The 25000-nt window shown below is 64.9% G+C and carries 23 protein-coding genes, 1 tRNA gene and 1 pseudogene; 11 read left to right on the forward strand and 14 right to left on the reverse strand.

Annotated features, from left to right (window positions below; genetic code table 11):
• The 4 genes and pseudogenes from TNMX_RS06095 to TNMX_RS06110 form a co-directional block, all read left to right on the forward strand.
• A pseudogene (locus tag TNMX_RS06095) lies at positions 1-208 on the forward strand (DUF1640 domain-containing protein); the annotation flags it as partial.
• A 45-nt stretch (positions 209-253) separates the two neighbouring features.
• Positions 254-340, forward strand: a tRNA-Leu gene (locus TNMX_RS06100).
• Positions 341-381: 41 nt separating this feature from the next.
• Entirely contained in the window at positions 382-1395 is a 1014-nt protein-coding gene (gene trpS, locus TNMX_RS06105) for a tryptophan--tRNA ligase (RefSeq protein WP_038030435.1), read from the forward strand.
• Positions 1392-2123, forward strand: coding sequence for a chromosome segregation protein ScpA (locus TNMX_RS06110; protein WP_253269373.1), 732 nt, complete (start codon positions 1392-1394; stop codon positions 2121-2123). The genes trpS and TNMX_RS06110 overlap by 4 nt, the downstream gene beginning before the upstream one ends.
• Here TNMX_RS06110 and TNMX_RS13595 read toward each other — a convergent pair.
• Together TNMX_RS13595 and TNMX_RS06115 are read right to left on the reverse strand one after the other, a co-directional pair.
• The gene (locus tag TNMX_RS13595; RefSeq protein WP_084221137.1) at positions 2031-2387 is read right to left on the reverse strand and encodes a type II toxin-antitoxin system PemK/MazF family toxin; all 357 of its coding nucleotides are present in this window, start codon (positions 2385-2387) and stop codon (positions 2031-2033) included. The genes TNMX_RS06110 and TNMX_RS13595 overlap by 93 nt on opposite strands.
• Positions 2381-2581, reverse strand: coding sequence for a DUF2281 domain-containing protein (locus TNMX_RS06115; RefSeq protein WP_038030437.1), 201 nt, complete (start codon positions 2579-2581; stop codon positions 2381-2383). The genes TNMX_RS13595 and TNMX_RS06115 overlap by 7 nt, the downstream gene beginning before the upstream one ends.
• Before the next feature lie 43 nt (positions 2582-2624).
• Between TNMX_RS06115 and TNMX_RS06120 the strand changes: the two genes are divergently transcribed.
• Entirely contained in the window at positions 2625-3221 is a 597-nt protein-coding gene (locus TNMX_RS06120; protein ID WP_038030439.1) for a Uma2 family endonuclease, read from the forward strand.
• A gap of 319 nt (positions 3222-3540) precedes the next feature.
• Here the strand turns inward: TNMX_RS06120 and TNMX_RS06125 are convergent, their stop codons facing one another.
• The 6 genes from TNMX_RS06125 to TNMX_RS06150 all read right to left on the reverse strand — a co-directional run bounded on the left by TNMX_RS06125 (position 3541) and on the right by TNMX_RS06150 (position 7649).
• Complete coding sequence (locus TNMX_RS06125) at positions 3541-3909, reverse strand: prepilin-type N-terminal cleavage/methylation domain-containing protein (RefSeq protein ID WP_038030442.1); 369 nt, start codon at positions 3907-3909, stop codon at positions 3541-3543.
• 226 nt (positions 3910-4135) lie between these two features.
• Positions 4136-5623, reverse strand: a complete 1488-nt coding sequence (locus TNMX_RS06130; RefSeq protein ID WP_038030444.1) for a hypothetical protein — start codon at positions 5621-5623, stop codon at positions 4136-4138.
• Positions 5624-5634: 11 nt separating this feature from the next.
• Positions 5635-6348, reverse strand: a complete 714-nt coding sequence (locus TNMX_RS06135; RefSeq protein WP_038030446.1) for a prepilin-type N-terminal cleavage/methylation domain-containing protein — start codon at positions 6346-6348, stop codon at positions 5635-5637.
• Complete coding sequence (locus TNMX_RS06140) at positions 6345-6725, reverse strand: hypothetical protein (RefSeq protein WP_038030448.1); 381 nt, start codon at positions 6723-6725, stop codon at positions 6345-6347. The genes TNMX_RS06135 and TNMX_RS06140 overlap by 4 nt, the downstream gene beginning before the upstream one ends.
• Before the next feature lie 8 nt (positions 6726-6733).
• A complete protein-coding gene (locus TNMX_RS12390; RefSeq protein ID WP_028493098.1) occupies positions 6734-7135 on the reverse strand; it encodes a GspH/FimT family pseudopilin in 402 nt (133 codons plus the stop codon).
• A 52-nt stretch (positions 7136-7187) separates the two neighbouring features.
• Complete coding sequence (locus TNMX_RS06150) at positions 7188-7649, reverse strand: GspH/FimT family protein (protein WP_052037953.1); 462 nt, start codon at positions 7647-7649, stop codon at positions 7188-7190.
• A gap of 60 nt (positions 7650-7709) precedes the next feature.
• Between TNMX_RS06150 and TNMX_RS06155 the strand changes: the two genes are divergently transcribed.
• Positions 7710-8900, forward strand: a complete 1191-nt coding sequence (locus TNMX_RS06155) for a thiolase family protein (RefSeq protein ID WP_038030451.1) — start codon at positions 7710-7712, stop codon at positions 8898-8900.
• Between the two features lies 1 nt (position 8901).
• On the opposite strand, the gene TNMX_RS06160 is transcribed toward TNMX_RS06155, so the two are convergent.
• From TNMX_RS06160 to TNMX_RS06175, 4 genes are read right to left on the reverse strand one after another with little or no spacing between them, the layout of a single operon-like run.
• Complete coding sequence (locus TNMX_RS06160; RefSeq protein ID WP_019551627.1) at positions 8902-9210, reverse strand: DUF503 domain-containing protein; 309 nt, start codon at positions 9208-9210, stop codon at positions 8902-8904.
• Between the two features lie 56 nt (positions 9211-9266).
• The gene (locus TNMX_RS06165) at positions 9267-9626 is read right to left on the reverse strand and encodes a DUF86 domain-containing protein (RefSeq protein ID WP_038030453.1); all 360 of its coding nucleotides are present in this window, start codon (positions 9624-9626) and stop codon (positions 9267-9269) included.
• The gene (locus tag TNMX_RS06170; RefSeq protein ID WP_028493102.1) at positions 9604-9915 is read right to left on the reverse strand and encodes a nucleotidyltransferase family protein; all 312 of its coding nucleotides are present in this window, start codon (positions 9913-9915) and stop codon (positions 9604-9606) included. Before TNMX_RS06170 ends, TNMX_RS06165 begins: the two co-directional genes overlap by 23 nt.
• 9 nt (positions 9916-9924) lie before the next feature.
• Positions 9925-12390, reverse strand: coding sequence for an outer membrane protein assembly factor (locus TNMX_RS06175; RefSeq protein ID WP_038030456.1), 2466 nt, complete (start codon positions 12388-12390; stop codon positions 9925-9927).
• A gap of 45 nt (positions 12391-12435) precedes the next feature.
• On the opposite strand from TNMX_RS06175, the gene TNMX_RS06180 reads away from it, so the two are divergent.
• Genes TNMX_RS06180 through TNMX_RS06190 form a run of 3 tightly spaced genes read left to right on the forward strand, consistent with a single transcriptional unit; the run spans position 12436 to position 14362 of the window.
• Positions 12436-13263, forward strand: a complete 828-nt coding sequence (locus tag TNMX_RS06180; protein WP_084221138.1) for a purine-nucleoside phosphorylase — start codon at positions 12436-12438, stop codon at positions 13261-13263.
• Between the two features lie 3 nt (positions 13264-13266).
• Positions 13267-13902, forward strand: coding sequence for a YggS family pyridoxal phosphate-dependent enzyme (locus tag TNMX_RS06185; protein WP_038030458.1), 636 nt, complete (start codon positions 13267-13269; stop codon positions 13900-13902).
• 7 nt (positions 13903-13909) lie between these two features.
• Complete coding sequence (locus TNMX_RS06190) at positions 13910-14362, forward strand: DivIVA domain-containing protein (RefSeq protein WP_038030459.1); 453 nt, start codon at positions 13910-13912, stop codon at positions 14360-14362.
• On the opposite strand, the gene TNMX_RS06195 is transcribed toward TNMX_RS06190, so the two are convergent.
• Complete coding sequence (locus tag TNMX_RS06195) at positions 14304-14873, reverse strand: YdcF family protein (RefSeq protein WP_052037955.1); 570 nt, start codon at positions 14871-14873, stop codon at positions 14304-14306. The two genes, TNMX_RS06190 and TNMX_RS06195, sit on opposite strands and share 59 nt — an antisense overlap.
• Before the next feature lie 64 nt (positions 14874-14937).
• On the opposite strand from TNMX_RS06195, the gene hflX reads away from it, so the two are divergent.
• On the forward strand, positions 14938-16596 hold the full coding sequence (gene hflX / locus TNMX_RS06200; protein WP_038030461.1) for a GTPase HflX: 1659 nt from the start codon (positions 14938-14940) through the stop codon (positions 16594-16596).
• Here the strand turns inward: hflX and TNMX_RS06205 are convergent.
• Positions 16584-16850, reverse strand: coding sequence for an acylphosphatase (locus TNMX_RS06205; RefSeq protein WP_038030463.1), 267 nt, complete (start codon positions 16848-16850; stop codon positions 16584-16586). The genes hflX and TNMX_RS06205 overlap by 13 nt on opposite strands.
• Positions 16851-16909: 59 nt before the next feature.
• Between TNMX_RS06205 and TNMX_RS06210 the strand changes: the two genes are divergently transcribed.
• On the forward strand, positions 16910-24994 hold the full coding sequence (locus TNMX_RS06210) for a translocation/assembly module TamB domain-containing protein (RefSeq protein ID WP_038030466.1): 8085 nt from the start codon (positions 16910-16912) through the stop codon (positions 24992-24994).
• The last annotated feature ends 6 nt before the right edge of the window (positions 24995-25000 follow it).

Consider the following 25000-nt stretch of genomic DNA (forward strand, 5'->3'; position numbering starts at 1 on the left):
TTCCCTGCGCCAGGAGCTCAAGGCGGAGATGGGGTCTTTGGAGGGGAGGCTTGGGGAGCAGATGGCCTCCTTGCGCCAGGAGCTCAAAGGGGACATGGCCTCCCTGCGCCAAGAGTTAAAGGCGGACATCAACACCGCCCTGAACCGCCTCATGCTCTACTTCAGCGCCCTGGCGGTGCTCCTGGCCCTCCTCACCCTTTGGCGGTAGGGCTTGACGGGAAAAGGGCCCTTCCGTACAATGACCCTTGCGTCTGCCGGGGTGGCGGAATTGGTAGACGCGCACGATTCAGGGTCGTGTGTCCTCACGGACGTGCGGGTTCAAGTCCCGCCCCCGGCACCAGAAGGCCCCGCTTAGGCGGGGTTTTTGCTATTCTTAAGGGCATGACGCGGGTTCTTTCCGGCATCCAGCCCTCGGGGGAGATCCACATCGGCAACTACCTGGGGGCCATCAAGCAGTGGGTGGCCATCGGGGAGAAGCTGGGGCGGGACGCCTTCTTCTGCATCGTGGACTACCACGCCCTCACCAACCCCCTGGCCTACGATCCCTCCACCTTGGCCCAGCGTACCTTTGAGGCCGCCCTGGTGAACATGGCGGCGGGTCTTAACCCGGAAAAGGTCACCCTATTTGTGCAATCCCATGTGCCTGAGCACACGGAGCTTTCCTGGGTCTTCACCACCATCACCCCCCTGGGGGACCTCACCCGCATGACCCAGTTCAAGGACAAGGCCGCCAAGCAGGAGGCGGTCTGGAGCGGGCTTCTCATGTACCCCGTTTTGCAGGCGGCGGATATCCTCATCTACAAGGCGGACACCGTCCCCGTGGGAGAGGATCAGGTGCAGCACATTGAGCTCACCCGGGAGATCGCCCGCCGCTTCAACCACCTCTTCGGGGAGACCTTCCCCGAGCCCGAGGCCCTTCTTAACCCCGAGGCCCCAAGGGTGCCGGGCATAGACGGCAAGGCCAAGATGAGCAAGTCCTTGGGGAACACCATCGGTCTTTTGGAGGACGAAGGGAGCATCTGGGAGAAGATCCGCCACCTTCCCGACGATCCCCAGCGCATCCGCCTCTCGGACCCCGGGGACCCCGAGCGCACCATCGTCTTCACCTACCTCTCCTACTTCGCCCCCAAGGAGCTGGTGGAGGCCTTGAAGGAGGAGTACCGGAAGGCGGGGATCGGTACCCTCACGGTGAAGAGGATCCTCTTTGAGGAGATGATGAAGGTCCTCCGCCCCATCCGGGAGCGGGCCGAGGAGCTCAAAAAGGACCCTGATTACGTGATGGACGCCCTCCTGGAAGGAGCTAAACGGGCCCGGGCCGTGGCCCAGGCCACCATGGAGGAGGTGCGGGAGAAGGTGGGGCTCCTTCTCCCCAGCAAGCGCCCCGTTTACCGGTGATCCGCCTCGAGTTCCCCGGGTTTTCCGGCACGCCCCAGGAGCTGAGGGAGGCCCTCAGGCGGGGGCGCATCTCCTCCAGGGCCTTGCCCGTGCTTTCCATCGTGGAGCAGGCTCTTTCCCAGGTTCCCGAGGACCTGAGGGCAAGAAGCGAGCTCCTTCCCATCCTGGCGGAGCTTCTGGTCCTGAAGCTTTCCCCGGAAAGGGCGTTTACCCCCAGGGAGGAAGGGGAGGAGGCTCCCTTGGTGCGGGTGCTTTTGGACCTTTCCGAGACCGTGGCCTTCCTGGAGGAGCGGCTTAGAAGGCGGGCTAGGCTTCTTCCCGTGCCTCCACCCCCCTTGCCCAGGCCCGCCCTCCGCCTTCCCCCTAAGGCCCTGGCCGAGGCGGCAAGGCCTTTTAGAAAGGCCGTTCTGGCCTTGGGCCGGGAGCGCTTCGGCCTCATGGAGGCCTGGGCCCGGATCAAGGCCTTCCTGCGGGGGCGGCTTCCCTTCCACCAGCTTCCCCTTAGGACCTGGGAGGAAAGGGCCATGGGCTTTGCCGCCCTCCTCGAGGCCTATCGGCTTGGGCGGGTGGCGCTGGAGCAGGAGGCGAACTTCGGCCCCCTTTGGGTGGAGGTGGCCCGGGGTGGGTCCGGGGGGTTATCCGAGCAAGGAAGCGGTGATCCAGCCGCAGAGGCGATGGACAATGGTCCTGAAGCGTTCAGGGGAAATCTCACCAAGCTTGCCCAATAAGAGCTTTTCTTCCACTACAGCAAGGCGGCTTAAGCGCACCACACTAGACCGTTTGAGCCCTGTGGCGGGAAAGTCTGGGTCTCGTTCGTGGATGACCTCAACCAGTCCGTGCACGGCCCGGTGCATTTGGCTGGAGATCATCGCCACCAACCAGTCGGGATAAGGGTCGGGTGTTGGGGCGAGGAGGAGTACTGGACGAAGGCTGTCTCTTGCGAGATCCGTGTGGGAGAACCTAAGAAGTGCAATGCTACCAGGTTTTACCATCGCTCCTTTAGATCTGACTCGGAGTAATCCTCTTCAGGAAGATCCCGCAGCGCTTGTTGGATGGAGAAGTGTTGCCAGGCCTGTTCGTCAGAGCGCCGCTTAGCCAGGAGAAATCGAGCGAAATCCGCCACCTCCTCCTGAAGCTCCTCCGGCAGTTGCTCTATGAGAGATAGCAGCTCGTCTTTAACCTGCACGACCTATAGTGTACCATGTTCCCTACGGATAGAATGGGAACCGATGGCCCAAGCGGCGAAGCCCCTTAAGTTTTTCACCGCCGCGGAATACCTGGCCTGGGAGGAGGCCCAGCCCGAGCGGCACGAGCTGGTGGAGGGGGTGCCCTACGCTATGGCTGGGGCCAGCCGGGTGCACAACCTCCTGGTGGGCAACCTCTACGCCCTGCTGAGGCTCCACGCCCGCGCGCGGGGATGCCGCCTTTACACCGAAACCGTTAAGCTCAGGGTGGGGGAGACCACCTTTTACTACCCCGACCTCATGGTGGTGTGCGCGGGCGAGCCTCCCCACACCCACTATGAGGAGAACCCCTGCCTGCTGGTGGAGGTTATTTCCCAGGCCAGCGAGGCTGTGGACCGTAGGGAGAAGCTCTGGCGCTACCTGAGGATACCTGGCCTTCAGGGCTACCTTTTGGTGGACAGCCGCCAGTACCGGGTGGAAGCCTACTTCAGGGGTTCGGAGGGCTGGCTTTACCGGGCCTGGGAGGGTATGGCGGAAGGGGAAAAGGTGGAGGTGCCCTGCTTGGATCTTGGGCTTTCCCTAGAGGAAATCTATGAGGGCGTGGCGTTAGGGGCGGAGGCCTCTGATGAGAACTCCTTCTGACCCCATCCTTTAGCATCCCCCGGCCACCGGTGAAACGGGGTATGGCTCCCGGTCAGGGGGGGTTGACCCAGGGATGGGATGGCCTGTGGCCGGGAGCCATATGGCGTGCCAGCGAGTGTGCTTCACGGTTCTTGGCTTTCCCGGTATAAGGCGTGTAGGTGATCCGGATGGTGCCTCAACCTGAGCTCCAGTCAGGGGCGGCGGTGGTGCTGGGCTAGGTGCATGGCTGCATGATGAGGGATGGGAATAACGGGAGTTCGTATGAAAAAAAGCTCACAAGCCCCCTACAAGGGGGCTTGTGGATCTAGAGCAGAGTAATCTACTGGAGCACCAGCTGACCGTTTTCGCTATTGTAAACTGCGCTCCCTTTCGAACCATTAATGATTGCAGCGGTGATTGTGAAGTCAGCGTTCTGGTTTGCGTACGCGATGGTACAGTTATCTACAGCAGCAGGCTTTGTACTAATGAAATCTGTACACGATGTTTTTGTCGCATCCAATGCTCCGGTTTGAGCGTCCCGGCTAGCTTCTACGGCGGTAGCTACATTGCGAACGTAAGACATAGCCACAGTGTCATTGGCCCGCTTCCTGGCGGCCACCAGGTTGGGGATCAAAACCGCAGCCAAGATGGCGATGATGGCGATGACGATCAGAAGCTCGATCAGGGTAAAGCCTTTTGCGTTGCGCATACCTTCTTACCTCCTTAGAGATTCCCGCGCCTTCATGTATCGCGCGGCCATGAGTGCCTGTTGCCGACCTGCCTGCCTCACCGATTGCTTCCTTCGTTAACGCTCCTCTCACCTCCCTTCACCCTGCATTCTCTGGGGCCTTGTTCCGGCTGTCAACCCCCCCTTTTGGGGGGGTACAGCCTCAGGATGGGGGAGGGGTGTGAAAGGGATGTGAAAACCCCATGTTTCACCGCCGGAAGGTTACCCTGGGAGCAGGGCCTCCATCCGTTTCAATCTGGGGAAGGTCAGAGTTCTCCGCATTGGAGTTTCGGATAGAAAACTGCCCGCCCCCGTTTCTGATGGTGCCCCCGATGCTTACAGCACCGCCGATAAAGGTTCCCGTGCCGTTGAAGGTGATTTGTCCACCTGCCCACATGAAGGCGTGGGTATCTGCCCTGCCGTTAAAGGTGATATCCCCCTGGCTGATGATGGCTAGGGCACGGTTGTTGAGAAGGTTTGCCCGTCCATTGAAGGTGATGGCCTGAATGCTGGCAATAGTGGAGTCCCCTTGGAAGAGGGCATTGTTGTTTAGGTTGATATTGCCGTTTGTGAAAAACTTGCTGTTGGTGGCCTGGACATCACCCAGATTCAGACCGCCTTGGGCGGCTACCTTCACGTCCTGAAGATTGGCCGATCCGTCAACCTGGAAAGTACCTCCCACATAGAAGGTCGCGCTGTTAAGAGTGGTACCGCTCGGCAGGGTGACGTTACCCTGTACGCAAACCCTTAAGCCGGAGAGCAAGGGAAGAACCTGCCTTAAGAGCGTATTGGTATCGTTTCCCACAGGCGTGACGTTTCTTGCAATGAGAAACCGAGTTAGTTCTGTGGGTTGGCCGGGGTCTAAGGAGGTGAACTCGACCTGGCAAAGATTTTTTTGGCGGGCATCGGGGATTACGCTGGACACCCGCACGCCAAGGGCCTGCTCGCTAAGGTTGTTCACGTTTGGGGTGGTAATCCGGTAGGCCTGGTCCCAGCGCTTGATCTCCCCGGTGATGGCGTCCTGGCACGTAAAGGTTGGATCAGAAGGTTGCTGGTAGACGGGGCATACCTGGTAGCGGGGCTGGTTGCCTTGGCAAACTACACGGTTAGTCCCTGAAGCGTTGCACTGGGGATCACCTACCCCGGCTCCACCCGTGATGGGGGGAGGAGAAACCTGGTCCAAGTTTTTACAGTTCTGCCCGTTCTCGTCACAAACCTGAATTTGGCCAGAGAGATTCGCATATCCCTTGTCGGCATGCAAGCGGCTTGCGTGGAGATCTACGCCCCCGTTGACCGTGATGCGTCCGCCGCTTATCCACCCATTCCCGAACAGGGGGTTCTGGCGTTGGGTGGGAATAACTTCTATCCGCACCTCGGCTACGGCCGCGTGCCTTGCCTGCTGAAAGGTGCCGGTGCTTTCTATGCGGTACTTTTCTCCGGGTACGAGGGGTGTGATGGTACCCGTGTAGCCGTTACCGCTCACGGAACGAGTTTCAGCGAAGTTAGGGTTTACTCGCAGATAGGCCAAGGCGTGGTCGATCCCAGCCTCGGCCCGCTGGCGGGCTACGGCCTGCTGGGCCAGGTTGCGGCCCGTGGAAAGGTTGGCCTCAGCGAGGTAGCTCATCCCCAGAGCCATCATCAGCACGGCCACCATGGCCACGAGGACGCTAACCAGCGCAATCCCTTTTTTCGTCATTTCCTCACCTCCTACCTCATCAGATTTGGGGTCTGCACCAGCACAAGCCTCTCCGCTACCGGCCTGCCATCCCCGCCCGCGGAGGAAGGGAGATCCAGTTGAGCCTTTAGGCTGTTCCCATTAGGAACCGTAGTCCAGGCAATCGTATCCCCTGGAGTAAAGCCCCTTGCCCCCGTGCGCAAGGGGGACTGAACCAAAAGGTAAAGGGCTAGGGCCTCCACCTTGGGATTGGTGCCTTGAGGGCCGGCGTTCACTGTGAGATCGGTTGCGGACCAGTTTCCTCCAGATAGGTAGGCGATGCGGAAGTGTAAAACCCCATCCAGTACTGGGTGGGTGGCGGTTGGGGGGCAGGTTACTCCGGGACAGACACCCCAGTAAAGGGTACCTCCGTCCAGCTTGTACTGGACAGTCCGGACCTGGTTCATGGTGGCGGTGGAGCAGAAGATCTCCATCCCACCCTCACAGAAAAAGCGAAGGGTCAGGGTGTTCCCCCCTTGCACGACCAGGGGGTTTCCTGCTTGCATCTGGTATCCCGCCAGGTACACCTCCCGGGCCAGGACTGTGGCGGTGAGGCTTAAGTCCTCGGCTAAAAGGGCCAGGGCCCTCTGCCCCCTTTCCAGGCGGGAGGAGGATTGGGTAAAGGCCAGCACGGCTCCCAGGAGAAGCCCAAGGATGGCCAGGGCTACCAGCAGTTCCACAAGGGAGAAGCCATGGTTCCGTTTCATGGCACGTACACCACCGTTTCCAAGGTCATTCGGGGCCTATTTGCGGGTACCTCAAGGGTTATCCGGTAGGCCCTTGGGTTGCTGACACCCGTTGTGCAGTTCAGGGAGGTTCCGTTGAGGGAGCACGGGATGTACTGGCACGAGGCGCTGGTGCCTCCTAAGGAGAGGGTCTGGGTGCAACGGCCAGGAATGGAGGTGGGGTTTGCCCTCAGTGTCTCCAGGAAGTTTTGCGTTTCCCGCACCATGGCCTGGGTAATTCGTCCCTGGGCGGAGGCTCGCAGGCTGGTGATCTGCAAACCGGTGAAGGCCAGAAGCACGATGGCGAGCACCCCGATGGCCAGGATCACTTCTAGAAGGGTAAGTCCTTGGGCACGCATACTTCACCTCAGTGGATGCGCCCACTGGCCTCCAAGGTGAGGGAGCGGGTTCGGTTCCCCATGGCTAGGGTGAACTCCTTCTTGGTTTCATCACCGGGACGTCCCAGGGCGTTGAGGGTAAAGGAACCTGGGACTGGAGCCTGGAGGGTGGCCCCGTAGTTTTGAGGACGGAAGCGGGCCAGGGTCTGACTTCCCACCTTCACCAGGAGCTCCCCGTTCGCCATTTCCACGGTGACGGCATCCCCCCGGCGGATGGCCTCGGTGCGAGCGGTTTGGAGGGCTTTTTGCAGCTCCGTGGCCGCCGCCTGGAGGCGGTATGCAGGAGCAAAGTTGCTGTAGCCCAGGAGACCCACCACCGCAAGGATGCCGAGGACCACCAAGAGCTCAAGCAGGGAAAAGCCAGACCTCATCGCTTCCCACTATGAGGCCAGAGGAGGGGGAGCACATCCCCCGTTTGGGGGATTAGCACTGGCCTCCTGGAGATTCCCGCACCCGACCTGCCAAGCTGAGACAGAGGGCGGTGGCGTGGCCAGCGGTGCGCACCACCAGCCTGGCCCCGGTGTTCAGTTGCCCCAGAGCGTTAAAGCGCAGGCCGGGGTGGAAGCCGGAGCGAAGCTCTAGGGTGGAGCTTTGCAGGATTAAGGTGCGCAAGGGAGCCTCGTTTAGATCACAGTCGCTATTGTGGTTCGTATCCAGGCAGGCTAGGAGGCGGTTTTCCTGCCCATGGGGTTGCACCACGGCCACCATGGTTCCCCGCCGGATGGCCTCGGTGCGGGCACCTTGGAGGAAGGCACGGGTTTCAGAAACGGCCGCCCGGTGGCGGTAAACGCTGGCTTGAAGGGTGCCGGGGAGGAATAGAAAGACCACGCCAAGGAGGGCCAGGACCACCAGGAGTTCCAACAAGGTAAACCCCCGCATCCTCATCTGGGGGCAGTATACCTGGCGCTACGTCTTTGCCTGGGCACGAAGAGGTATGATGTCCCCATGCCTGAGGTCTATATCGTTTCGGCGGTGCGTACCCCCATCGGCCGGTTCGGGGGGGCGCTTAAGGACGTGAGCCCGGTGGAGCTCGGGGCCCACGCCATGGGGGCGGCTTTGGCGCGGGCCGGGGTGGAGGGGAAAGCCCTGGACCTCTGCGTCTTCGGGAACGTGCTGAGGGCCGGGCACGGGCAGCTTCTGCCCAGGCAGGCCGCCCTCAAGGCGGGCATCCCCAAGGAGGTGGACGGGTACCAGGTGGACATGGTCTGCGCCTCGGGGATGATGGCGGTCTTAAACGCCGTCCAGTTCCTGCGCACGGGGGAGGCCCACCTGGTCCTCGCCGGGGGGATGGAGTCCATGAGCCAGGCGGGCTTCTACCTCTCCCATAGGGCGAGGTGGGGGTACAAGTTCCTCATGGGGGCGCCGGAGAACCTCCAGGACATCCTCCTGAGGGACGGTCTTTCGGATCCCTTTTCGGGCGAGGCCATGGGGGAGCAGGCGGAAAGGCTTGCCCAGGACTACGGGGTGGGCCGGGAGGAGGTGGACGAGGCCGCCTACCTCTCCCACAAGCGGGCGTGGGAGGCCACGGAGGGGGGCTTCTTCGCCTGGGAGATCGCCCCTATGGAGCTCCCTGGGAAGAAGGGCCCGGTGACGGTGGAAAGGGACGAGGGCATCCGCCCCGAGACCACCGTGGAGTCCCTTGCCGCCCTCAGGCCTGCCTTCCGGAAGGACGGCATCCTCACCGCGGGGAACGCCAGCCAGATCTCCGATGGGGCGGCGGCGCTTCTGTTGGCCTCGGAGGAGGCGGTGAAGCGGTATGGCCTCAAGCCCCTGGCCCGGGTTCTGGGGGGAGCCTGGGCCGCCGGGGAGCCCTGGCGGTTCCCCGAGGCCCCCATCCCGGCGGTGAAGCGCTTGTTGGACCGGCTTGGCATGCGGATTGAAGACTTCGGCCTATTTGAGAACAACGAGGCCTTCGCCCTCAACAACGTACTCTTCCACCGGCTTTTGGGAGTGCCCTACGAGCGCTTAAACGTCTTCGGGGGAGCCGTGGCCCTGGGCCACCCCATCGGGGCCAGCGGGGCCAGGATCCTGGTCACCCTGCTGAACGCCTTGCGGAGCAAGGGGGAGGAAAGGGGCCTTGCCGCCATCTGCCATGGGACGGGAGGGTCCACGGCGGTGGCGGTGGAGCGGGTCTAGCCTAGACCAGGCCGTCCAGGTCTATGGCCTCGAGGTGAAAGGCCTCGAGGGCCACGCTGAAGCCCCCCTGGCTGGCCAGGAAGCGGGCGGCTTCCCGTAGGGTTTCCTCCACCCAGCCGGGATCGTTTCCCAGGAGGCTCAGGCCCACCACCTCAAAGCCCCAGGCGTCCAGGCCGTAAAGCCTGGCGGCGGAAACGGGAAAGCGGGCCTTGACCCGTTCCAGGGCGGGCTTGATCAGGGCCCTTTTTTCCTTAAGGCTCCTTGCCGGGGTTTCCAGCCGGGCGCTGTAGAGGCCGAGGTAGGCTTTCATGGTAGGGACGCCGCCAGCGTCAAGAACAGTTTGCGGTAGGCCGTGCCTTGGCGCAACTATGATCCCTTTTCCTCTTCCGCCAGGATGGCTTCCAGCTGCTGGATGAGGACAGGTATGTCTTTTTGGGCGATGGCAGCGACGATTTCCATATCTACGTCAAAGTATTCATGGATAAGCCGGTTGCGCAGGCCAGCGATGCTACGCCAGGGGACATGAGGGTACCGGCCCTGTAACTCAGGGGAAAGGCCCTTGGCTGCTTCCCCTAGGATTTCCAGAAGGCGGACCACGGCCAAGGCAGTTGTGTCCTCGGGGGCCAAGGCTGCAAGGTCTACATGGAGGGATAGCTCCCGGATTCTCTTGGCGGCGTCAAGCATGTGGAGAAGGCGGGTCCGGTCAGAGAGCCTGGCCTTCCTCATAGAGGGGTTTGGCCTCCTTTAGGACCTCCTCGCGGAAGTGGCGGCTCAGGCTCTTCGCCGTATGGAGGTCTACCCGCCTCCCAAAGAGGCGGGAAAGTTCCTCTTCTAAGCGGATAAAGTCTAGGCCGGGCACCTGCCCAGGGTAGAACTCCACCAGGAGATCCAGGTCGCTTTGTTCGTCCGCTTCGCCCCGGGCAAAGGAACCGAACACCCAAAGGCGCCGCACGCCGTAGCGGCGGCACACTTGGGCAAGGGCCTCGAGGCTAGGACTTAAGACTTCCTGGGCCACAAGCCCATTCTAGAACATGGGCCCTATGCGGAAGTGGAGCCTTCCCGTGGGGCTTTCCGGGCTGAAGGCGTAGTCCAGGCGCAGGGAGGGGAGAAGGGCCCCAAAGAGGTCCAGGTCCAGCTGGAAGCCCAGGCCCGCCCCCCACTTCACCCCACCGGTGTTGTCGGCAAGCCCCAGGTCAGTGAAGAGGATCCCGTAAAGATTCGTGCCCCCTTGGGGGGAGAGGTTGAAGTTGTAGCGGTACTCCACGCTGGCCGTGGCGAAGGAAAGCCCTCCGTACTTGCGGTCCTCGTAGCCCCTGAGGAGGAAGGCCTCAGCCCCACCCCCGGAGAGGAAGAAGCGCTCGCTTTCCGGGGGGAAGCCCAAGAGGGTGCCGGCGGAGAGGCGGAAGGCCAGGGCCTGCCGCTTCTCCTGGTCCAGGCCGTAGTAGGTCTTGCCCGTGGCCACCAGGGGCACGAAGAAGCTCCGCCCCCCCGTGTCGGGGAAGGAAAGACCGAGGCCGGTGCTGAGGCCCGCCTCGTACCCCTGGGTGCGGAAGCGGGGGTTGTCCACGTCCGTGTAGGTGACGCCGGTGTCCAGCCTCAGGGTCCAGCCGGGGGTGGGGAGGAGGCTTTTAGCCTGGTTGGGGTCCTTGTAGTTGGTGCCGTCGCAGTACTTGGGGTCACTGGTATCGGTGACGGCAGGGTTGCAGGGAGCGTTGGGGTCAAAGACCTCGAGGGCATACGCCGACCGCCTGGCGGAAAGCCCCAGGGATAGGCGCAGGTTTTCCAACTCCTGGGAGAAGGGACGGGAGAGGGAGAACCCCGCGCCGGTGCGCCTTTCCGTGTACTCCCAGCCGGTGTCCGTGCTGCCGTCCAGGAGCTTGTTGTTGCCGATGGGGGTGGAAAAGAGGCTGAAGGAAAGGCTGGTGCGCACTTCCTTGAGGTCCCAGTAGTCCAGGTAGAGCCAGGGGATGGCGTAGCTGACCGAGAGGGAAAGGTTGTCCTTGGCGTCGTTTTGCACAAAGGCCAGGTCCACCCCCACCTGGTGGGCCAGGCCGAAGAGGTTGGTTTCCTTGAAGGACACGCTTCCTGACCACCCCTCCAGGGAGCTCCAGCCCAGGGCGGGCTGGAAGAGCCCGGTGCGGGCCTCCTTCAGGGAGAGGACCACCACCACCTGGTCCTCCTTCTCCCCGGGGGCCAGGCGCACCCCGGGGGGCTCGGAGAGAAGCCCCGTGGCCATGAGGCGGGCGATGCCCTGGCGCAGGGCGGGGACGCTGAAGAGACTCCCTGGCTTGGGAAGTTCCCTCAGGATCACCTCCTCCTGGGTGCGGTGGTCTCCCTGCCACTCCAGGCGGTAGCCCCCGATCTTGAGCTCCAGCACTTGCAGGCGGAAGACCCCTTCCTGGAAGCCAAAGCGCACGTCGGCCACCTCGTAGCCCTTTTCCTGGTAGTGGCTGGCGAGGCGCCGGGCGTCCTCCTGGGCCAGGGCGGGGGTGTAGACCTCTCCCGGCTTCAGGCGGAGGAGGGCCAGGAGGGTTTCCGTGGGGAAGGCGGTGTTGCCGCTGATCTCCACCCGCTCGATCACCCCGCCTTCCGGGCCCAGCTGAAGCTCCAGCGCCACCCCTTCCCCCTCGGGGGTGAGGTTGAAGTTCACCACCCGGGAAAGCTTTTTGGAAAGCGCCTGCACCCCTTCCAGAAGGAGGTCGTAGCGCAGGTAGTCCCCCGGCTTCAGGGGGAAGCCCGTGAGGTCCAGGCCACCTCCTTGGATGCGCACCACCTTAAGCTCCCGCACCGCCACGGTGAGGATGCCCCCCTCGAGGCGGCTTCCCTGGGGATCGGGGCCGCTAAAGCGGTAGCCTGCTTTTTCGTAGCGGGCGCCGAGGGCCCTTAAGGCCTCCTGGTATTTGGCGAAGTCAAAGGGGCCCTTGAGGGGCTCCAGGGCCTTTAGGAGTTCGGCCTCGGGTAGAAGGCTCGCCCCCGTGAGGCGGACCTCCTTCACCTCCGGGCTTTCCTCCACCCGGAAGGTGAGGGCCATTTTGCCCGCCTGCTCCTTGGCCTCCACCTCCACCTTGGGGGAGAAGGGGAAGCCATTCTGCCGGTAGGCCTCGGCCAGGGCCTTGGCGGCCTCCCCGGCCCGGATGGGGTTATAGGTGGCCTCCGGGCCGATGGCGAAGTTCTGCTCCAGAAAGCGCAGGAGGGCCTCCTGGGGGAAAGCCTTGCCCTCCACCCTCACTTGGCCGATGGGGGGGTAGGGGGTGAGGCGGACCCAGAGGACATTCCCTTCCAGCCGGACCTCCACCTGCTGGAAGTAGCCGGTGGCCAGGATGGCCTTCCGGGCCTCCTCGAGGTCCCCGGGCTCGTCCCCCACGCCGAAGGGCAAGGCCGCCCGGGCCAGGGCCTGGAGGACGGGGTCGCCTCCCTCCACCGCCACCTCGCGGATGGGGGCCGCCAGGGCCAGAAGGCCCAGGAACACCAGGGCAAAAAGCCGTTTCATGGCGCAAAGCTTACCAGAGGCCGGTGAAGGGGGCGTGAGAGTAGAATGTTCGCCATGGAAGTCTACGACAAGATCCAGGAGGCCGTGGCCTACATTCGCTCCAAGACCGGCTTTCTCCCCGAGGTGGGGATCGTCCTGGGCTCGGGGCTTGGCCCCCTGGCGGAGGAGGTGGCCAAGGAGGCGGAGATCCCCTACGGGGAGATCCCCCACTTTCCCCTTTCCACCGCCCCGGGGCATGCGGGGAGGCTGATCCTGGGGGAGCTGGAAGGCAAGCGGGTTCTGGTGTACCAAGGCCGGGTCCACTACTACGAGGGCTACAGCGCCGAGGAGGTGGTGTTCCCCGTGCGGGTGGGGTATTTCCTGGGGGCCAAGACCTTTATCCTCACCTCGGCGGCCGGGGGGTTAAACCCCAGGTTCCGGGCGGGGGGGATCATGCTCCACCTGGACTACATCAACTTCGCCGGGACCAACCCCCTTAGGGGGAAAAACGACGAGCGCTTAGGCCCCCGTTTCCCCGTGATGTTTGAGGCCTACGATCCGGGCCTCATAGAGCTTGCCCGCAAGGTGGCCAGGAAGCAGGACCTCCACCTCTTTGAGGGGGTCTACGCCTGGTTCCTGGGGCCCAGCTTCGCCAGCCGGGCCGAGCTCAGGATGCTTAGGGAGCTCGGGGCTGATGCCATCGGCATGTCCACGGTTCCCGAGGTCATCGCCTTAAGGCACCTGGGGGCCAGGGTCCTGGGCCTTTCCACCATCACGGACATGGCGGTGCCGGAGAGGGAGCACCACGCCACCGAGGCGGAGGTCCTGGAGGTGGCCGCCAGGACCGGGCCCATCTTCCGCCGCTTCGTGCGGGGCATCCTGGCCGAGCTTTAGGCCATGGGGCTTCCCCAGGTGCTCCAAGCCATGGAGGCCGCCTGCCGTCGCGCCGGGCGGGACCCAAGGGAGGTGCGCCTGGTGGCGGTGACCAAGGGGAGGAGCGTGGAGGAGATCCGGGAGAAGGTACTCCGCTACGGTTCCTTCCCCCTGGGGGAAAGCCGGGTACAGGAGGCCTTGAAGAAGATGGAGGTCTTGAAGGCCGAGTGGCACCTCATCGGCCCCTTGCAACGCAACAAGGCCAAGTTCGCCCCCCGGTTTGCCCTCATCCACTCCCTGGACTCCTTGCGTCTGGCGGAGGCCTTGGACCGGGTGGGGGCGAAGGCGGGGATGAGGCTTAAGGTTCTGGTGGAGGTGAACCTGGGCCGGGAGCCCCAGAAGCACGGGTTTTTGGAGGAGGAGCTCCCTGAGGCCTTGGCCCGCATACGGGAGATGGAGCATCTTTCGGTCCTGGGCCTCATGACCGTGCCCCCCATAGGCCCTGAGGCCGTGGTCCGCCCCATCTTCCGCAGGCTTTCAGAGCTTGCCGACCGCTATGGCCTTCCCGAGCGCTCCATGGGCATGTCCGACGACTTTCCCATCGCCATCGAAGAAGGGGCCACCCTGGTGCGGGTGGGCCGGGCGCTTTTTGTAGACTGAGGTGCACATGGACCTAACTCCCTTGGACATTCGCTATCAGGAGTTTCCCACGGGGCTTCGGGGGTACCAGAGGGAAGCGGTCAGGGCCTACCTGGCCCGGGTGGCCGAGGTGATGGAGGGCCTCATCCAGGAGAACGAGGGCCTTAAAGAGAAGCTCAAGGCCTTGGAGGAGGAAAACGCCCGTTTAAAGGAGGCGGAAGGGGAGCTTAAGCGGGCGGTGGTGGCGGCGGAGCGCATCGCCCGCGAGCTCAAGGCCCAGGCGGAAAAGGAAGCGGACCTCATCAGGAAGGAGGCCCTGGCGGCTAAGGACCAGGTGCTTAGGGAGGCGGCGGAGGAACTCAGGCGCCTAAAGGGGGAGGTGGAGCGGGTTAAGCGGGAGAAGACCCTCTTTGTGGCCCAGCTCAAGGCCCTTTTGCAGGGGTACCTGGATTCCCTAAAGCATCTGGAGGAAGGCTCTTGAGGCCGTGTTGGGAAAAGCTGCCGGGGAAGGGCCTTAGGCCCAGGTAAAGCCAGATGCGGTACAGGGTTTCCCGGAGCCAGTAGGAGAGGGGGTATTCCCCGGGCACCGGGTAGCCCTCGGCTTCCAGGCCCAAGAGACGGGCCAGGAAAAGGGCCCGGGGCAGGTGGGGGGCATCGGTGACCAGGAGGATCCGTCCGGATAGGTGGGGCTTCAAAAAGAGAAGGTTCTCGTAGGTGTTTTGGCTCTGGCCCTCGCAAAGGAGGGCCTTGGCCGGCACGCCCCTTTGCCGCAGGTAGCGGCAGCCCACCTCCCCTTCGCTGTACCGGTCCCCTTTGGCCTTGCCTCCCGCTACCGCTACCTTGGGGGCTAGGCCTTTTTGGTACAGGGATAAGGCGGCTTGAAGGCGCCTTTCCAAGGCAGGGGAGGGTCTTCCCCCGTACTGGGCCGCCCCCAGGACCACGATCCAGTCGTAACCTGGTTGGGCTAAGGCCGGGGTGAGGAGGAGGGCCATGAGAAGCCAGCGCACCTTTTTCAATCTAGGGCTAGGCGGGGGTTTTTGGTATACTTAGGGTGCATTGGAGAAGATCTTCGGCAAGACCGAGGGGCTCAAGAAAAGCGAGCTCAAGAGGCTTTCCAACCTGTACCGCAGGCGCATCCCCAAGGAAAGGGTTCTCACCCCCGAGCTGGCCCAGGTCTTGGCCGGGCTTTCCCAGGAGGTGGGGAGGCCCATCAGCCTCCTTCTGGACCGGGAGGGCCGGGTGGTGCGGGTGGGGGTGGGGGATGCCAAGGACCTGCCCATCCCCGAGGGGGCCAGGGGGGAGTGGAGGCTATCGGGCTTCCGGCTTCTCCACACCCACCTGGCCAAGGGGGGGCTTTCCCGCCCCGACCTCTCGGTGCTCTTCCTGAACCGCCTGGACAGCTTGGCGGCTTTGGAGGTGGAGGACGGGAGGCCTACCACCCTGCACCTGGCCTTTCTCTCCCCGCCCAAGGCCCTGGAGGAGGACTGGCGCATCCTTCCCCCCAAGCCCTACTTCCAGTACCTGGAGTTTGACCACCGGGCGGAGGTGGAGGCCCTGGAGGAGGAGCTGGCCCGCCAGGCCCGGGTGCGGGAGCTGGTGGATGGAAGCGGGGAGCGGGCCATCCTGGTGGGGGTGGACCGGGGGGAAGGCCCCGAGGCGGAGGCCTACCTATCGGAGCTCGCTGAGCTCACCCGCACCGCTGGCGGGGTGCCCGTGAAAAAGGTGCTGGTCTTCCGCCCTCACCTGGACCCCCGGTACCTGGTGGGGCTGGGCAAGCTGGAGGAGCTCAAGAGCCTGGCCTACCACGAAAACGCCTCCACCCTCATCGTCGGCCTGGAGCTCACCCCCACCCAGGCCCGGGAGATCGAGAAGGCCACGGGCCTCAAGGTCCTGGACCGGACCCAGCTCATCCTGGACATCTTTGCCCTGCACGCCAAAACCCCTGAGGCCCAGACCCAGGTGGAGCTGGCCCAGCTGAGGTACCTTCTCCCCCGCCTGGTGGGGAAGGGGAAGGAGCTGAGCCGCCTGGGGGGTGGGATCGGTACCCGGGGGCCCGGGGAAACCAAGCTGGAGGTGGACAGGAGAAGGCTTCAGGAAAGGATCGCCCACCTAAGCCACAAGCTCCAGGAGTACACCCGGCGCCGGGAGGAGGCGAGGCGGCAGAGGAAGCGCCGGGGTGTGCCCCTCATCGCCGTGGTGGGCTACACCAACGCCGGCAAGACCACCCTCCTCCAGGCCCTGGCCCGGGGTGGGGAGCCGGGGGAGGACAAGCTCTTCGCCACCCTAAGGCCCCTCACCCGCCGGGGCTTCCTGCCGGGGGTGGGGGAGGTGCTCTTCACGGATACCGTGGGCTTCATCCGCCAGATGCCCAAGGAGCTCCTCACCGCCTTCCGGGCCACCCTCGAGGAGGTGCGGGAGGCCGATCTTCTCATCCACGTCCTGGATGCCTCGGAGGAAGGGGCCATGGGGCGGTACCGGGTGGTGGAGGAGCTTCTGGCGGAGCTGGGGGTGGAGGCCCCCCGGGTCCTGGCCCTTTCCAAGGCGGACCGGGCGGCTCCCTACGACCTCTTCTATTTGCGGGAGAAGCTGGGCGGGGTGCCGGTTTCCGCCTTGAAGGGTACGGGGGTTTCGGAGCTCAGGGAGGCCCTGGCGGAGGCCCTCCTTAAGGTGGGGGTTCGGCCCCAGCCCTGGGCCCAGGCTCCTCAGTACACGTAAAACCCCTTTAGGCCGGTTTCCTCGGCCCACTGGACCTCCACCTCCTCCACCCGGCTCAGGCGGGGTCCCTGCTTGAGGTGGTGGAGGAAGGCGAGGAGGTCCTCCTTGGGGCCTTCCGCCACCACCTCTACCCGGCCGTCGGGGAGGTTTTCCGCATAGCCCGATAGACCCAGCTCCAGGGCCTTCTTCTGGGCGAAGGCCCGGTACCCCACTCCCTGTACCCTTCCCTTGACCAAGGCCACCAGGCGCGGCATGGTGGCATTTTAGCTTCTTTGCCACGCGGTTTTCATCTCCGCTGCCTATGCTAATAGGGATGCGGCGGGGGCTTCTCCTCCTCCTGGGGTTCGCCCTGGCCCTTCTCCTTTTGGCCTGGCCTCCCCTTTTGCGGCTTGCCGTGGAGCGGGGACTTGCCCTTTCGGGCTTCCAGGGGCAGGTGGGGGAGGTGCGGGGCCACCTTCTCTTTGGCCTCCGCCTCGAGGGGGTGGACCTTCAGGGGCCGGGCCTGGCCCTGAAGGCGGAGGAAGTGCGCTTGGGCTATGACCTCCTAGGGCTTCTTCGCAAGGAACTTCCCCTTTCCGTGTCTGTGAAGAGGGCTAAGGTCCAGCCCACCTGGGAGGCCCTGATCCCGGAAAAACCCGGACCACCCCCGGCCATAAGGGTGGTCTATCGGCAGCTTCTCCTGGAGGAGGTCCAGGTGGAGCTTCCCAAGGGGAAGAGGCTTTTCCTGCCCCCCCTGCGTCTCACCTTGGCCGGGGAAAACCCCTATGCCTTTATCGCCCGGCTTCCCGGGGGAAGCTTCCAGGGGGAGGCGCATGCCTTGGCCCGGGATCTTTCCGCCTGGGAGGTGCGCTATAGGGGCGAGGTGGCAGGGCTTTCCTTCTTCTACCCGGGGCTTAAGGGGGGCAGGCTTTCTGGGGTTTTCCGCCTCCTGCCCTCCGGGGTGGAGGGGGAAAGCCAGGTGGAAGGGGGAGTGGTGGAGCTTGTGGGCTTCACCTTGACCGGGGTGGCGGGGCCCATCCGCCTAAGGGAGGATCGGGTGACGGCGGAGCTAAAGGGAGTGGGCCTCGAGGGGCCCCTTTCCGCAAGGGCCGAGGTGGACCTGAAGGCGGAACGCTACCGCTTCTTTCTCACGGGCCGGCCCCGGCTTCCCGCCCTGGCCCGGCACTACCGCCTTTCCCTGCCAGTGGAGGGGGATGGGGAGCTTCGGCTTGAGGGGGAGGGTTGGGACCGGATCCGGGTCAAGGGAAGGTTTTTGGGGGAGGGGCGGTTTCTCTCCGAGCCCTTCCGCCACCAGGGAACCCTTTCCTTCGACCAGGTCTTCTCCCTGAAGGCGGAGGCGGAGGGAAGGCTTTTTGACCGCACCTACCGGCTGGGCCTTGGCTTGGTGGGTCATGACTACCAGGCGAGCCTGGAGGACTCCTTGGGAAGCAGGGTTGTCCTCAAGGGCCAGGGAAACCGCACGGAAGCCCAGGGCCAGGTGGCCTGGCCCAGGCCCCTAGAGGGATGGGCCCAGGTGGCCTTTGAAAGCGACGGAAGCCAGTGGCAGGCCCGGGTGCAAAGCCCTGGGGTGCACCTTCCCTTCTTCCGGCCCCTGGATCTTTCGGGGGAGGTGGCAGGGAATGGGGAGCAAGTGGCGGGCCAGCTTGGACCCTTGGCCCTCCGGGGAACCTGGAGCCATCTTCTTCTGGCCCTTAGCCCCACGCCCCTGGCGGTGGGGAGCCTTAGGGGGGAGGGAAGGCTGATCTCGGGGAGGCTCGAGGCTTCCTTGCACTACACCTCCCCCTATGCAACCTTCCCCTTGCAGGTGGGGCAGGAAAAGGGAGCCTTCCGCTTCCGAAGCCCCTATGGGGAGGGGGAGTACCGGGGTGGGATCCTGGCCCTGCGCCTGCGGGACCTGCCCATCCATGCCCTGGAGGAGTTCCGTCTTTCCGGGCAGGCCCTGTACCGGGATGGCGAGCTTTCAGGAAGGCTTGCCCTGAAGGGCCGTTACCTGGAGGCGGAAGGGAACCTGCGCCGCCTGGGGGCGGAGATCCAGGGAAGGCTCATGACCCCCTGGGGAAGCCTCCCCTTTGCTGGGGCTTACGACCCAAAGCCGGGCCTCACCTTGAAGGCCCAGGACCTCCTCCTGCGCTATCAAGGGGGCTTAAGCCTGAGGGGAAGGGCGCGGCTGGGACCCTTGGTCCTTGGGGCGGACCTCCTCTATGATGGGGGCTTCCAGGGCTGGGCCCGGGTGGAAACCCCTTGGCTGGCAGGGGTTTTGCAGGGGGAGAGTGGAGGGCTGGTCCTGGCGGGGCTAAAGGGGTACGCCCAGGGGGAAGGGGAGGTCTACCCGGAGCTGCGGATTGCGGGTAGGTTCCTCCCTCCCCTGCCGGAGGGCCTCGAGGTGCCTCCTTTGGCCTTCCGTCTGGACCGGAAAGGTTTGGAAGTGCTGGGGGTGGGGAGGCTGGAGTTCGCCGGGCGGTATCCCTTCCACCTGACCCTTCCTTGGAGGTACCGAGGGGTTTCCGGCCGCTTCCAGGCGGAGGGTACCCTGGAACGAGGCCAGCTTAGCCTTTCCTCTCCCTATGGCCGCGTGGAGGCTCAGGGAGGCTGGCGGGACCTAAGGGTAAGGGGGCAGGGGGAGGTTCCCTATGCGGGTCCGGTGCGGATGGCAGGGAAGCTGGACCTCCTGGGGCTTGCCTACCAGGCCCAGGCCCACCTGGAGAAGCTGGACCTAAGGCTCGACCTGGTGGGGCGGGGGGCGGGCTTCCGCTTCCAGGGCCAGGCTCCGGGTCTTCGTCTCCTGGGAGGGTACGAGGAGGAGCTAAGCCTTCTGCTCCAGGCGGAGGCCTTTGACCTCTCCCCTTGGGGGCTTCCCGTACGGGCCAGCGGCACCTGGGGCACCCGGGGTGGAAGGCTTAGGCTGGAAAGCCCCTACGGGGAGGCCCTTTTGACCGGGGAGGAGCTTCTTGCCGCCCGGGCAAGGCTTTCTGGGCCCTACTTCCAGGGAGAGGGCCAGGTTTCCCCGGAAGGGCTTTCCTTGGCCGTGCGGGGAGAGTACGAGAAAAACGGGCTAGGAGTGCGCCTAAAGGCGGAGGGGGAAGGGCCCTGGCGGGCCTTCCGCCTGGGGCTTTCCGGGGAGGCTCGGCTTCCCTACTTTGGCGCCATGCCCCTTTCGGGCCAGGTGTGGACCGAGGAGGGGAGCCTTCGCTACCGGTTGCAAGGTCCCTTGTCCCTCGAGGGGGAGGGACTTAACTATAGGGGTAGCCTGGCCTTGCCCTTTGCTGTCCTGGGAAAGGAGGGAAGGATTGCGGGGAGTTTCCAGGGCCAGGGGCTTCAGGTGGCGGGGAAGGGGGAGGGGAACTTTGCCGGCCTGCCCTTCACCTTCCAGGGGGGATACCAGGGTAAGCCCTTTCTGGCCCTAAGGTGGGAGGGCGGCGAGGCGGCGCTAACGGGGGAGGAGGTGGGGTTTTCCCTGGAGGAGGTGGCCCCTTTGGCCCGGGCCCTGGGCCTTTCCCTTGCGGGAAGGGCGGGGGGGAGGCTGACCCTTTCCGGCGAAGGGGAGGCCTGGGCGCGGGTGCGCTATGGGACAGAATCCCTGGCCCTGGACTACCGGGAAGGGATTCTCCGCCTCCTCCTCAGCGATCGGGATGCGGGTTTGGCCTGGGCTCCCAAGGAGGGGAGGCTCTGGGGGCTAGGGGGGTTATCCGGGGAGGGCAGGTTCCACCTGGGGCCCGGGCTTCAAGGGGAGGTGGAGGGGAGTTTCCGCTACGGTCCTGTGGGGCTTGGGATTAGGGGTTCCTTGGAGGGTGTAGCCCTGGAAGCCCGCTACCAGCAGGAAGGGCTTGGGTGGACGGAGCTTGCGGGCCGGGTAAACCTCTTGGCCTTGAGGGGGGAGGGTACCCTGCGCCATGCCTCCCCTTACGGGGAAGGGGAGGTGGTGTGGGCCTTTGAGGGGAGCCGCTACCGTGGGGAGGGAAGGTTTAGGAGCCTCCGCTACCTGGAGCAGGAAGGGCCCTTGCGCCTAGAGGGGGAGGGAACCCGGGCGGAGGTTTCCTGGGAGGCGCCCTTGGCCTTGTTGGCCCGGTACGACGGGGCCTGGCACCTTTCGGCGCAGGGCGAGGGCAAGGTGGAGGGAATGGCCCTTCGGTTGGATCTTTCCTGGGGCCCGGAGGGGTATCGGGGAAGGCTTTGGGCGGAGGGGCATGGGCTTCTCCTAAAAGGGGAGGGGGAAGGGCCTTTGCACCTTACCCTAAAGGGCAAGGACCTTCCGGGGGAGGTGGCGGCGGAAGCGACCTTGAAGGACCTTTTCCTTTCCGGGAGAGCCCAATACCGCCTGGGGCTGGGCCAAGCATGGCTGGAAGCCCAGGGCAGTTTTCAAGCGGGGTGGCCTGGGCTTCCCCGGGGTCAGCCCTTGGGCCACCTCGAGGGCCAGGGAAGCCTCTTGGGGAACGGGGAGGTTTTGCCCTTCCGCTTTGCCTACCGCTACCGGGGTGGGCCCTTAGGGGTGGAGGCCCTTTCCCTGGTAGGGGAGGCGGAGGGTTTCCGCTTGAGGCTTGCGGAGGGGCATCTGGTCCTGGACTTGGACCGGGACCTCGCCCCCTTTGGCCTTCCCGTGCGGGTTAAGGCGGAGGCGGATGGGCCCTGGCAGGAGGCCCTTCAGGTAAGCCTGGAGCGTCCGGAGGGACGGCTATCCGGGAAGGCCTGGCTCTGGCCTCTTGGGGCGGAGCTTCTGGGGGAGGTGCTTGGGGAGAAGGTGGGGGTGAGGTACCGGGATGGGGAGGTGGTGGGGAGCTTCCAGGGGCCGGGGCTTATGGGGGAAGCCCGCTACCGGAAGGGGCTTTCCGGCCTCCTCACCCTCCGCTACCCCCTGCCCCAGGGGGGGCTTGCCGGAAGGGTGGACCTCGGGGCGGGCTTGTTCCAGCTCCAGGGGGAGGGGGCCTGGCAGGGCCTATGGGAGGGAGGGTTCTGCCTGCCTTTGCCCTTGGGGAGGTGCCCGGGCCTCGAGGCCTGGGTTTCAGGGAGCCTGGCGTACCAGGGCGTGGCCTTCCAGGGCCAGTACCGCTACCTGGCGGAGAAGGGGTACTGGGGAAGGGTTACGGGGGAGGGCAGGCTTTCCACTCCCTATGGAGCGGTCCTGGCCCGGGGAGAGGGGCTGGGCCTGGATCTTTTAGGAGAGGGGCTTCCCCTTTCCGGGCGGCTGGATCTTTCCCCCTTCCGCCTGGCCTACCGCTACGCCGGGGCCCTGCCCCGGGGCCTGGGGGAGCTTTGGGCCGAAGGGGTTTATCCCGGGGAGTGGCTTAAGGGCCGGTACCGCTACGGGGAGGTGGCGCTTTCCCTGATGGGGCTTCAGGGCTTCCAGGTGGGGGTTTCTGGGGCAGGGGTTTCCGGCGAGGTGGGGCCTAAGGGCGTGGCCTTTCGGTTTGAGGGGTTCCGCTATGGCCCCTTGACCCTTTCCGGCAGGGTGGAGGGTCCCTGGCGGGAAGTGGGGTTGAACCTGGTCCTCCTGGCCTGGGGCCGGAGGGCTGAGGTGGAAGGGCGGTACGGAAGGGAAGGGCTCACCCTGGGGTTCCACGGGGACCTCGAGGGGCAGGTGGCCTGGCAGGAGGCCTGGAAGGGAAAGGTGGCCTTTAAGGAAGGAAGCCTGGAGCTTTCCGGTAAACAGGTTCCCGAACTCCAGGGGGAGGTGTTGGGGGAAAGGGTGCGCCTGGCCTGGCCTCTTCTGGAGGTGGGGGGAGTGCGCCTGGACCTGGCGGCCCGCCAGGCGGAAGGGGAGGGCAGGATCCTTAAGGCCCTGTTGCCCGGGGGCCTTGGGGTTTTGGGGCAGGGGGATAGGCTTCTTCTGGACTACCGGGTGCCCGGGGTGGGCCTGCCCCTGGAGGGAAGCTTGAACCTGAAGGATCTGTCCCTGATCCTGACCAGCCCCCAAGGGGAAGGGGCCTTGGCCTATGCCGGGGGCAAGGTGGAGGGGGCCTTGGCCTTCGACCTTTCCGGCTTCCGCTTGCGCCTGGAAGGGGAGAAGGACCGGGTGCGCCTCTTGGGGGAGCATCCTGCCTTTTCCTGGTGGGCGGCGGGGGCGGGGAGGCTTCAGGGAGAGGTGGATCTTGGAGGGGCCTACCGGATTTTCTACCGGGCGGGGGAACAGGCCCTGGAGGTGGAGGGGAGGTTTTTGGAAGCCAGGCTCCGGGCGGAGGGTCCCTACCTTGCCGGCGAGCTTGCCTATCCCCCTGCTGGCGAACTCCAGGTGAACCTTCCCCTTCCCCCCCTGGAAAGCCGCTTCCAGGGCCGGGTTTTCGGGGAAGGATACCAGGTGGAGGGGGCCCTGGAGGGAGCGGTGGGCCGGATCACCGCCAAAGGAAGGCTTCTTCCCCTTAGCGGCAGGCTTCGCCTGGAGGGAGCGGCCTTGGAGGATCTCGTGGGCCGCTACGCTCCTTATCTAAAGGGGGTGGTTTCCGGGGAGCTGGCCCTGGAGGGTACCCGGGCCCAGGGCCGGCTGGAGGGGGAGGCGGAGGTGGCGGGAAGCCGCCTGCCCTTCCTCTTCGCGGGAGCTTTGGGGCCTGGGTTGGTGCAGGGGGAGGGGCAGCTTGGGCAAAGTCCCTTCCAAGTGGCCCTCGAGGGGGATCGGCTGGACCTTTCCGCTTCCCTCCGGGGCTTTCCCCTGCATCTCCTCCTCATGGCGGTGGCGGGGCCCCTGGAGGGGGAGGCCTACTGGACGGGGGCGGTGCGGCTCCGCCTTCCCCTTTCCCACCCCTTGCGGGGCGAGGGGGTCCTGGTGGGGGAGGCCTTGCGCTTCGTGGGGGCTGGGGATGAGCTTAAGGGCCAGGCGGTCTTTCGCCTGGAGGAAGGCCGGGTCCTGGTGGATCGGCTCCGCCTTCTGGGCCGGGGAAGCTGGGAGGGCGGGGGGTACTGGAGCCCGGAGGGAAGCGACCTTTACCTAAGCCTCAAGGACACGGTCTTCACCCCGGTGCTCCAGGTGGTGCCTCCCTTAAAGCCCTACCGGCCCGAGGGTTCGGGAAGCCTCCTCCTGAGGCTTAAGGGGGAGGGTTTCCAGGTGGAGTTTAAGGACTTCCGCTTCCGCTTGGGGCCGGTGGCGGGGTATCTTCCCCAGGGGCTACTCTCCTTGAACGGGGGCGCGCGGGCGGAGGGGGAGCTCACCCTTTTGGCTCCCTTCCCCGGGAAGGCCAGGCTGGGCCTCGGGGGCAGATTGGAGGAATTTCAAGTTAGCGCCAAGGGCGTGGTTACCCTGCCCGGGCTGAAGGAGGAAACCCCGGCGGAGGTAGCCTTCCGCTACCCGGGCTACGGGGTGGAGATCCACCTGGGGGAGGCCCAGGCCCAGGGAACCCTCTTCCCCTTGCGCCTTGCCGGCTACGGCCGGCTTCCCCTTTACTACCCCCGGTACTACCTGCAAGAGGGCCTTCTGGACGTGAAGAGCTTCTTCCTCTACGAGGAGAAGGGCACCTACCACCTCACGGGCAACGCCGAGGTCCTGAGGGCCAGGCTGGCCCTGCCGGAGGCAAGGGCCAAGGAGCTGACCCAGGGGGGGGTGGAGCTGGGGGGAAGCGGGGCGGGAAAGCCCACCCCCGTGCCCCTGGTCTTCGAGGGGGTGCGGGTGTATGCGGAAAGGGGGGTCCTGGTGCAGGAAAGCCTGGCCCAGGGGGAGCTCAAGGGAGAGGTGTTTCTGGGGGGCAGCTACACCGACCCCTACCTGTCCGGACAGGTGGAGGCCCTGTGGGGTAACTTCCGCCTCTGGGATTCCCTCTTTACCCTGGATTCCACGGCAAGCTTCCTGCGCTTTTTCCCCGACCGGGGCATTCTCCCCGAGTTTCGCCTTAGGGCCCAGGCGGAAACCCGGGGCTACAAGGTCTTTCTGGAGGCCAGGGGGGAGTTTTTGCGGGAAAACGGCCGGGTGAAGGTGCGCCTCGAGCCCCACTTCACCTCCGAGCCGCCCCTCAGTGAGCCCGAGATCTACGCTCTCCTCACCCTGGGTACCCCCGATGTCACCCGGCTGGCGGAAACCCTCCCCCAGGTGGCCCTGGGGGCCGCTTTGGAGAACCTGGTGCTGGGCCAGCTGGAGCGGGAGCTGGCCCGTTCCTTGGGCCTTGACCGCTTCCAGGTGCAGCTTCCCCTTCTCCAGGGGGGAGATCTGGAGGAAACCCGCTTTTCCGTGGGCAAGTACCTGAGTCCCGAGCTCTTCTTGGGCTACCAGCTGGACCTCAGAGGGGAGCAGACCCTGAGCGCCCAGTACCGCCGGGATGGCCTCACCTTTTCCCTGGGCTCCACCTTCCTGCCAGGGGATGGCAGGCTTGCCCGCTTCACCTTCACCCTGGGGTACGACCTTACCCCGGCTTTGGGCTTGAGCTTTAGCCTCGAGGCGGCGGACACCACCCGCTTCGGCGTGGGTGCCCTTTACCGGTGGTAGCATGGC

It is taken from the genome of Thermus sp. NMX2.A1, from assembly GCF_000511705.1.
Taxonomy (GTDB): Bacteria; Deinococcota; Deinococci; order Deinococcales; family Thermaceae; genus Thermus; species Thermus scotoductus.